This is a genomic window from Oscillospiraceae bacterium, assembly GCA_035353335.1.
Taxonomy (GTDB): Bacteria; Bacillota; Clostridia; order Oscillospirales; family JAKOTC01; genus DAOPZJ01.
In genome coordinates, this window is record DAOPZJ010000074.1 from 1 (window position 1) to 9,826 (window position 9,826).

The 9,826-nt window shown below is 54.4% G+C and carries 7 protein-coding genes; 5 read left to right on the plus strand and 2 right to left on the minus strand.

What is annotated here, in order from left to right; genetic code table 11:
* A partial coding sequence (locus PKH29_11690; protein ID HNX15499.1) for a hypothetical protein occupies nucleotides 1-1,280 on the plus strand: 1,280 nt, incomplete at its 5' end.
* 7 nt (nucleotides 1,281-1,287) lie between these two features.
* On the opposite strand, the gene PKH29_11695 is transcribed toward PKH29_11690, so the two are convergent.
* Nucleotides 1,288-2,028, minus strand: coding sequence for a hypothetical protein (locus PKH29_11695; GenBank protein ID HNX15500.1), 741 nt, complete (start codon nucleotides 2,026-2,028; stop codon nucleotides 1,288-1,290).
* 134 nt (nucleotides 2,029-2,162) lie between these two features.
* A complete protein-coding gene (locus tag PKH29_11700) occupies nucleotides 2,163-2,948 on the minus strand; it encodes a M23 family metallopeptidase (protein HNX15501.1) in 786 nt (261 codons plus the stop codon).
* 176 nt (nucleotides 2,949-3,124) lie between these two features.
* Here PKH29_11700 and PKH29_11705 point away from each other — a divergent pair, with 176 nt between their 5' ends.
* From PKH29_11705 to glmS, 4 genes are all read left to right on the plus strand, one after another.
* The gene (locus PKH29_11705; GenBank protein ID HNX15502.1) at nucleotides 3,125-3,634 is read left to right on the plus strand and encodes a sigma-70 family RNA polymerase sigma factor; all 510 of its coding nucleotides are present in this window, start codon (nucleotides 3,125-3,127) and stop codon (nucleotides 3,632-3,634) included.
* A 114-nt stretch (nucleotides 3,635-3,748) separates the two neighbouring features.
* Nucleotides 3,749-6,046, plus strand: coding sequence for a beta-propeller domain-containing protein (locus PKH29_11710; GenBank protein HNX15503.1), 2,298 nt, complete (start codon nucleotides 3,749-3,751; stop codon nucleotides 6,044-6,046).
* A 296-nt stretch (nucleotides 6,047-6,342) separates the two neighbouring features.
* Nucleotides 6,343-7,860: a GLUG motif-containing protein gene (locus PKH29_11715; GenBank protein ID HNX15504.1), complete on the plus strand. Its 1,518-nt coding sequence runs from the start codon at nucleotides 6,343-6,345 to the stop codon at nucleotides 7,858-7,860.
* 285 nt (nucleotides 7,861-8,145) lie between these two features.
* Nucleotides 8,146-9,826: glutamine--fructose-6-phosphate transaminase (isomerizing) (gene glmS / locus PKH29_11720; GenBank protein HNX15505.1), on the plus strand; the 1,681-nt coding region annotated here is incomplete at its 3' end.

Here is a 9,826-nt window from a genome sequence, read left to right on the forward strand (position 1 = left end):
GCGCGTTTTACGGCTATTATATCTCGGTGTTCGGCAGAGCTGCCGCAGGCGGACATTTGATGGAGCAAGAACTGTTGACCTCGCCCGACATCGATTTTCTGTGCGCGCCGGGCGCTTACAACAAGAGCTGCCGCGAACCGGGCGGACCGGGATTATCGCGCGGGCTGATCGAATCGGTCACTGCTCACGGCAAGTTATGGCTCGACGAGATGGACCAGCCGACCGCGGACGGAACGGTGCTCGGCGGAATGTATGTCTTCGATAAGCCGACCAGCATCCAAAACAACCGCAAGTGCGTGATGCAGTCGATTCTGCGCGGCGCGGGGCTTTGGTATTACGATTTCGGCTATCTGTTTTCCGCCGGCTGGTGGGAAGAACCCGAATACCGCACCGACATCGTGAAACTCAAGGCGCTGGCGGACAGACAGTTTCATCAGCCGCACACAGCGCCCGCCGACGTGTTGCTGGTGTTTGACACCAAGGTCTTTTTGCAGACCGCGACTTCGTCCAAAAACGACCCGATCACCGATGAAATCTCGGTCAATATCACACCGGTGGCCGCTTACAAGAGCGGCGCGGCGGTCGAGACCTGTTATCTTTCCGACCTGTTTTATATGCCGCTCGACAAATACAAAGCGATTGTGTTTTGCAACTGCTTCTATATGACTGAGCGGCAGCGCCGGAAAGTGCGCGAAACAGCCGGAAAGAACGGGCGCAATCTCATCTGGCTGACCGCGCCTGCCTGCACCGACGGCGAGCGGCTGAGTGTCGATTTTGTCAGCGAGATCACGGGGATTCAGATATCGGAGCACTCCTGCGTTCTGCTGCCGGAAATCACGCTTGATCATACGATCGGCGGCACACTCGGCGGTCTGATTCCCGGGGTCAAATTCAATCCCAATTCACCCGAACAAAAGAGCCCCGAAATCACACAGACGCTGTTTTCACCGGACGACCCCGATGCGGTCTGTCTCGGAAAATACAATGCCGACGGAACATGCGCCGCAGCCAAAAAGGAGCAAAAAGACCACACCGACTGGTTTTTCGCGCTGCCGCCGACCGAGCCGTCCCAGCTGCGCAAGCTGTTCGCAGCCTGCGGCTGCCATATTTATAACGGGAATGACGACGCCACTCTCGCGGGAGCCGGACTGATTATGATTCAAAGCCGCGACGGCGGCGAACGCGAAATCATTCTGAAAAACAAAAAGCCGGTCAAGTTCACCCTCGAACCGTCGCAGACGGTTTTCCTGGACGAGCGGACCGGGGAGATTTTGCTATAATAATCGTCTACGCGGCGGGTTTGAGTTTATAGATCGACCAAAAAACGCCCGAATCGGAAGTGACCGCCGCAAGCCAAATTTCGTCATCCATAAGCAAGATCTGATACCGCTCGCTGACCGGATAACAGGCGCGGTGGGTATATCCGCTGATATCCACGGCATCTCCGGTAATAAGAAATTTAAATCTCGCGTCCCAAGTATTGATATCGACCGGCTGAACCGTCCGGATACCGACCTCGATTTTCTTGCTTTCGTTTGGGTAACGAAGATTTACGATCTGAAAAGCATCGGCGCTGACGATATACTCTTCGCCGGTACCCTCAAACGGATAATAAGAGCTGATCGGGGTCATATAGAGGCACTTGTCAAATTCGTATGTACCGTTTTGAAGGGTCGGCACTTTATGATATTGATTGACCGCCGTTCGGATGTCCTCCGCGAATTTCACCGTGACGCCGGAATCATACACCGCCGGCGCGTAAGGGTCGGCCTCGAACCGGACAATGCTGTCTTTGACGAATTTGCCGATTTCGTCGCTTCCGAGTTCATCCGGAACCGATATTTTTCGGGACTTGATAAATTCGAGACAATCGCTTTCCGGGAGTTCCGAGAGCTTTACGATCCCGTCGAACCGGTCCGCGGAAATCACTTCCTCCTTCGGAAGCGATGCGAGAATGATCGCCGCGGCACCGGCAAGCACAAGCGTGCAGATTACCCAATAAATCCATCTTTTCCGATTCTTCGGCATGACTGTCCCCTCCTTGTCTCTTCTGCTTCTATGAACGTATCATACAGAATATACCTTTCCATGTCAAGAACGCGGACGCCGTCATCATGCATCCGCGTTCTTGCCGGAGTTGGAATGATTCGCCTCAAATTCAATTAATTGATAGCGGCGATGACTTCAATCGGATTGACGGACAGGCCGTCTTTTGTTAAACTGAAGTGGAGATGGGGCTTGTCCGCGGCTTCGGCCTGCGCGGTCGTTCCGATGGAACCGATGACCTGCCCGACTTCGACGACACTGTCCACTTTCACGGTCGGTTTGGTGCCGAGGCCGCAATACTTGCTGACGTATCCGTTTTCGTGGGTGATGACGATCGTGGTCCCCCAAAGCATGTCTGAAGTGATTGCGGTTACTGTGCCGGCTGCCATCGCGCGTACGGGAGTCCCGGCCTCACCGGCGATGTCTACCGCATTGTGCACCCGCCAGTCCGAAAAAGTCGGCGAATACACCGGAAGCCCTGCGGAATATTCCCGGATGATTTCGCCGCTCGCCGGCATGATGAACAAAAATTCCTCCGCAGTCCCGGTGTCTTCCGACTCAGCCGCTGCAGCCGCTGAAGCGTTCGCCGCCGCGGCGTCTTCCGAAGTTTGATTCGCCGGCACCGTGGCCTGGCTGCTCTGGTTGGCGGTGGGTCCGAAAAGCTCGCTGGACAAACCGCTCTCAAAGGTGATGCCGCCGGTCTGTGAAGCTGCTTCGCTCGTCACCGCGGAGGAAGTGCCCTGAACCTCTCCTCCGACTCTGTTTTTATAAACCGAAGTGATGAACCAGGCTGCCAGCACGACCAGCGCAATGCAGAGACCGATGACTTTGTAAAACCCCTTGCCTGTGATGTAGGCGATAAATTTACTCTCCTTTTTCTTGTTTTGATCGTCCTTTTCCATGGATAAACCATCCTTTCTGATCAAATCGACCGATCCGGTCTTGCTAAGTCCGATGTGCGGTCCGCAGGATTTATAGTTATTTTTTTCTATCTGCGGCTTTTTATGCACTTTCTTGAAAAACTTGTAACGATTCGACGTTTTCCTGTCTCTTATGAACGTGAAGCGGAGGGATTATAATGGCCGATGACCCCAACACACACAAACAGGCGCTTTTCACACAGTATTATGCCCGGTTTTATACCGAATTTTACCGTTACGCCTTCTATTTTATGGGAAACGCCGAGGACGCGGAAGACGCCGTGTCTGAGGCCATTACCCTGGCGTACGCAAAATTCGAAAGCCTGCGCGACCGCGACAAGTTCAAATTCTGGTTTATTAAAATCCTGCAGAACGCCTGCAAAAGCCGTCTGAGAGAGCGCTCGGCAACCGTCATTCCGTTATATAACGAAGAAGACGAACCGATCGACATTCCGGACAAAAGCGCGGTGGACCCCGAAACCAGAACCGCGCTCCGCCAGATGCTCGACCGCCTGAAGCCCGATGACAAAAACATCGTTTTGCTGTCGGTTCAGGGCGGATACTCTTCCGACGAGATCGCTTCGATGCTCGGTATGACCGCCGGAAACGTGCGCGTACGGCTCCACAGAGCCCTGGGCGCACTCCGAAACGGCCTGGCCGCAATTTAGAGCGGCTTTCGGCTTTGCACTCCGAAAAGGGAAGTTTGAAAAACTGATTTTTCAAACCTAAGTTTGGCTCTTAAGCCGAACATCCCTACCTTAACTTGAAGGATGGATATGAATATGAAAAATGAACTTCCGAATGAAAATGAAATCGATCGGCTGAAGAAACGGTTTCAGGAAATTTTCAACGATCCGGCGGCCGAAAAGGTCCCCGATTCGCTGCTGCCGAAAAACATCGGAAAACTTCTTGAAAAAGCCGGACAAAACAAAGAAAAAGTCGTCCGATTCCCCGTTCGGCGCTTTGCCTCAATCGCCGCCGCATTCCTGCTGGTCGCGGCCGCGTTCCTCATCCTGCCGAACCTGCCCGGAGCCGAAAATATTTTTACGCCCGACAAGGCAGCCGCGCCGATCAGCATGGCACAAAATGAAAACGCCGGACAGACCACGGACACAACCCCTGTCAGCATACCGGCAGCCATTACCGCCTCCAAAGACACCGCCGGGAAAGATTACAGCGCCGTCAAAAAGGTTTTTGAGACCTATGCCGAAAAACAGAAAAACGGCAGCTACGGATATGCCCTCGGCGGCGATATGAAAACCGCCGGGGCCGTCACGGAAGGCGCGGGATCAACCGCGGCGGCGCCTCAGGCGCCCGCAGCCGTCAATTCAAACGACGCAGGCAAGACCGGCCAGAGGGATTATTCTGCGACCAACGTTCAGGTCGAAGGCGTCGACGAGGCCGACATCATCAAGACCGACGGCGAATATCTCTACTTCGTCGTCAATCGCTATTACAGCAACTGCACCGTTTCCATCGTCAAAGCAAACGGCGGGAATATGCAGAAGGTCTGGGAATACAGCAACAAAGACAACACAATTTCCGAGATCTTTTTGGCCGAAAACAAACTGGTTTTGCTGATGACTCCAAATACCGCCTACTATAAGACCTTCGCCGCGGAATTTGCCCCGACCTCCGCGAATAACAGCGTCACCCGCGTCGAGATCTACGATCTGGCCGATAAAGCCAATCCCAAACTCACGCGTTCCTTCGAGCAGGAGGGTTCCTACAACGACGCCCGCGTCAGCAACGGCAAACTGCTGCTCATCTCCTGCAAATATGCCTACAGCTATCTCTACGGCCTCAAGGCGTTCGACGCCGAAGCCGTCATCCCGCGCACGATGGACTCGGTCGTCTCCGACAAGATGACCATCCTTCCGCCCGACCGCTGCTATATCGTCCCGAAGACCGAGAATTTGTCCTTCGGCACGATCAGCACCGTCGACCTCAAGAGTGACGCGCCCGCACAGTCGGTGACCGTCATGGGCGATATCGCCACGATCTACGCGAACACCGAGAATGTGTATGTGACCCAGAACCGGTACGAATACGAAGAAAGAATCGAAAAGACTTCCGTCGGCAATTACTACTATTACAACCCGCTCGGCAGTTACACAGACATCACCAAGGTCGCCTATTCGAACACCCTGAAGGTCGTCGCTACCGGCACCGTCAAAGGCAATCTGTGCAGCCAGTTCGCGATGGATGAATACGAGAATAACCTGCGCGTGGCGACGAACAGCTGGGATTATCAAAACAACAACAAGCAGCACAACAATTTCTATGTGCTCGGCAGCGATATGAAGACCGTAGGCAAACTCGAAGGATTGGCCGAAGGCGAAAACATGTACTCGGTGCGCTTCGAGGGCAAAAAAGCCTACGCGGTCACCTACCGCCAGACCGACCCGTTCTTCGTCATCAACCTCGAAAATCCGGCCAAACCCTTTGTTCAGGGCGAACTGAAAATTCCGGGATTTTCACAGTATCTGCAGCCCTATGCCGACAACCTCGTGATCGGCTTCGGCATGGACGCCATTGAAGACGTCACCGGCACCACGGGCCTGACCATGGGCTTCAAAGTCGCGATGTACGACGTCTCCGACCCGAGCAACCCCAAGGAACTCAGCACTTATTATATCGGCGACCGGGGCACTTACTCCGACCTGTCCTATGACCACAAGGCGCTGCTGTTCGACAAGGCAAAGAACCTGATCGGCTTCCCGATCAACATCACGAAAGTCAAAGACGGCGCCGATATCCGCGAATACGGCACAACCGTGTTCTCCGGTTATATCGTGCTCGGCTACGACGCGCAGAAGGGCTTTTACGAGAAAGGCCGCATCACCCATTCGAACGGCAATTACGGAAGCGAATACAACTACAGCACCAACGTTCTGCGCGGCATGTATATCGGCGACGCGATCTATACGCTTTCGAACAACATCCTCGCCGCCAACAAGCTCAGCGATTTCTCGCAGATCTCGCGCATCGAGTTCGACGGCCCGAAATACAATTACCCCGAACCCGTGAAGTCCTCCGAACCCGTCTATACCTCTTCGACGGTCTCCAAGGTTTATTGATTACAAATTAAAGGGATTTACCCGCCTCCATTTTCCAAAATCACCGCCCCGAATTTCGGAGCGGCGATTTTTTTCGGCTCTTTATGAGGTTTCGATGAAGAATTGATATATTTTCCATGGTAACTGTTTACATTGCATCGTTTTCGGAATATACTGAATTTGTAAACAGAAGCGAAGTTTAAAAGAGAATTATATCGGGGCGAATCGGTACGAGGAATTAAAAAGCGCGATTCACCGTTATGTTTTTAACGGTGGATCCGCTCCGTTCACCGGTGAACCGTACGAAAGGAGAGTTTATGAAACGCTTTCATTTTCTTTTGATCGCATTGATCTCGGTCCTCTTATTGCTGCCTGTTACGGCAATTCCGATTTTCGCGGAAAGCCCCGTTTGGGACGGCAAAGTCGCCGAGGAATTCGGCGGCGGGACGGGCACCGCCGAGGACCCCTTTCTCATTCAAACACCGCAGCAGCTGGCATTTTTATCGCGCAGTGTCAGCATCGGAACGTCCACCTATGAATTCTCGTTTTTCAAACTCACAAGCGACATTGTATTAAACGACACCTCGGGTTGGGAGAACTGGGACAAAAGCGGCCCGGCCTTCACCTGGGCACCGATCGGAACCGACATGTTCCGGTTTTGCGGCACCTTCGACGGCGGCGGGCATACCGTCAGCGGAATGTACAGCAAAATGGAGAGCGATAACCGGGGTCTGTTCGGAGCTGTTTACACACACGGAGCCATTAAAAATCTGAAGGTTACGAACAGCTATATCAAGGGCGCTGCCGACATCGGCGGCATTGTCGGATCTGCCTTTTTCTGCGAAGTCACGAATTGTTCTTACGCGGGTTCGGTCAGCGGGAACCGCGCTGTCGGCGGTATTGTGGGGTACATGAACGCCGCCGTCGTCACCGGCTGCAGCAACACAGGGGCGGTCAGCGGCGTTTTTACCGAGGGGAACAAAAACGGCATCGGAGGCGTAGTCGGATATGCGGTTACCGAAGCGAAACATGTCTCCGTGATCAAAAACTGTTCCAATACCGGGGCTGTCACGGGTCTGGGAATACAAGGCGGCGGGGTCGTGGGCTTTGCCGTCACCTGCACCGTCAGCGACTGCTGCAACACGGGGTCGATCAGCGGAATCGGCAGAATCGGCGGGATCGCGGGACATCTGCACGACTGCAAGGTCAGCAGCTGCTATAATATCGGCGCGGTGAGCGGAACCGGCAACTATGTCGGCGGGGTCGCGGGTCAGGCGACTGCCTGTGCCGTTCTGAACTGTTACAACACCGGAGCGGTCAGCGGAGACCAAAAGGCAGGCGGTGTGGCGGGAGATATCGCCGGCACCATCAGTATTGCAGGTTCCATTCAAAATTGTTACAACATCGGAAAGGTGAACGGAACTCAAAAAGTCGGCGGTGTGGCGGGCTGGGCGCGCGGCATCAGCGGGTGGTTTTCCCCCGGAACCGTCAGGAACTGCTTCTATTCGGAAGACGCGGCTTCGGGCGGTATCAACGGCACGGACGTCTCTGCCAATGCGGTTGCGCTGACCGACGCGCAATTAAAAGAGAAAGCCGCGTACGTCGGCTGGGATTTGACGGCCGTCTGGGAATTCGGCGGGAACGATCCGGGATATGCCTATCCGACGCTGGTCAGCGTGAAGCACCGGGAGATCGGAAGTATCGCTGCCCCGGTAATCGCCGAAGAAAAACCGGATAACAGCTTTCAGATTATCTTGATCATCTTTGCCGCGATCCTTGCGGTTGCTGTCACGATCAGCATTGTTACTTCAAAAAATCAGATCCTCGAGAGATGACAGCCCTCGGTCAGGCTGCCGAGAACCTTGCGGCGGCGAGATCCTTCGACTGCGCCCGAATTGTCGATTCGGTAACAGAAAATGAACATCTTCGGGCTTCGCTCAGGATGACAAATTCAAATCGCCGCTCCGAAATTCGGGGCGGCGATTTTTATCTTGTATTCACTGTTCCCGTTTGGTAAAATAAGTCGCGTAACACTTTCGGGATCATTGCTTCACAACAACGGCATAAGCGAGTCATATACTGGTAATATGCAATAGGGATTTTGATTCGGGGGTATTTTTATGTGCGGAATCATCGGATTTGTCGGAAAACAACCGGCCGCGCCGATTTTGTTGGACGGTCTCGAGCGGATGGAATATCGGGGCTACGACTCCGCCGGTATCGCGGTAAGAACCGAAGACGGCAAATTATATATTAAGAAGGCCAAAGGGCGCCTTTCGGTGTTATCGGGCCTTGTGAACGGCGGAAAAGACCTTGACGGGACACTCGGCATCGGGCACACCCGCTGGGCGACCCACGGCGAGCCCAACGACGTCAACGCCCACCCGCATGTCAGCGAATCCGGCAGCATCGCGCTCGTACATAACGGCATCATCGAAAATTATATGGAGATCAAAGACGCGCTGCTCAAAAAGGGCGTCAAATTCACCTCCGACACCGACTCCGAAGTCGCCGCGCAGCTGCTTGAGTTTTATTATAACGAGTGCCATGACATGCTCGAGGCCGTCTCGCGCACCCTGCACCGTATCGAGGGCTCGTATGCGTTCGGGGTTTTGTGCAGCGACTACCCCGGCGCGCTGATCGCCGCAAGGAAAGACAGCCCGCTGATTTTGGGGTACGGAAACGGGTTTAACTTCATCGCCTCCGACGTGACCGCGATGATTTCTTACACTCGCGAGGTCAGCTATATGGAGGACGGCGAGATCGCCGTTCTGACCGCGGACGGCATCGATGTTTATAACAGCGAACTGGTTCCGGTCGAAAAGACCCGCCGCACCGTTGACTGGGACATCACGGCAGCCGAAAAGTGCGGCCATCCGCATTTTATGTACAAAGAGATTTTGGAGCAGCCCGAGGCCGTCCGGCGCACGGTCTCCCCGCGCGTAAAAAATAACCGCGTTGTCATGCCCGAACTGACTTGCATTTCACCGGATTATTTTAAAACGTTATCCCGCATCTATGTCGTCGCCTGCGGGTCGTCTTATCATGTCGGCATGGTCAGCAAATACATCTGGGAAAAGCTGCTGCGCATTCCGGTGGAAGTCGTGCTGGCTTCGGAATTTCGGTACTGCGAACCGCTCGCCGGAGCGAATACGCTCGTCGTCGTCATCAGCCAGTCGGGTGAAACCCTCGATACGATGGCGGCGATGTCGGAAGCCAAACGCCGGGGCGCAAAGACGATTTCGATTGTCAATGTGGTCGGCTCGTCGATTGCGCGTAATGCCGACCATGTGCTCTACACCCGGGCGGGCCCTGAAATCGCGGTCGCAACCACCAAGGCGTACAGCACGCAGTTGGTGCTGATGGATTTATTGGGGCTTTATATCGCCGATCTGCTCGGCACGGTCAGCCCCGAACAATATGACGGGATTTTAAGCGCGATATTAACGCTGCCCGAGAAGATGAATGCGGTGTTGGCGCAGATTTCCGATATCCAGTATTTCGCCTCGCGCTGGTTCAACCACAACTCGATTTTCTTTATCGGGCGCAACCTCGATTATGCCATGGGGCTGGAGGGGTCGCTAAAACTCAAAGAGATTTCGTATATCCACTCCGAAGCCTACGCCTCCGGCGAACTCAAACACGGCACGATTTCGCTGATCGAGCCGGGCGCGCTGGTGGTTGCGCTCGGGACCTATGCGCCGCTGTTTGACAAGGCCGTCAGCAACATCGTCGAAGTCAAGGCGCGGGGCGCGGAGGTCATGGCGCTGACCTCCGAGAGCCGTAAAGAGAAAATGGGCA

Bases quoted from the DNA above. Each gene is read 5' to 3' on its own strand.
- PKH29_11695 (HNX15500.1), bottom strand. From the start codon at position 2,028: ATGCCGAAGAATCGGAAAAGATGGATTTATTGGGTAATCTGCACGCTT.
- PKH29_11700 (HNX15501.1), bottom strand. From the start codon at position 2,948: ATGGAAAAGGACGATCAAAACAAGAAAAAGGAGAGTAAATTTATCGCC.
- PKH29_11705 (HNX15502.1), top strand. From the start codon at position 3,125: ATGGCCGATGACCCCAACACACACAAACAGGCGCTTTTCACACAGTAT.
- PKH29_11710 (HNX15503.1), top strand. From the start codon at position 3,749: ATGAAAAATGAACTTCCGAATGAAAATGAAATCGATCGGCTGAAGAAA.
- PKH29_11715 (HNX15504.1), top strand. From the start codon at position 6,343: ATGAAACGCTTTCATTTTCTTTTGATCGCATTGATCTCGGTCCTCTTA.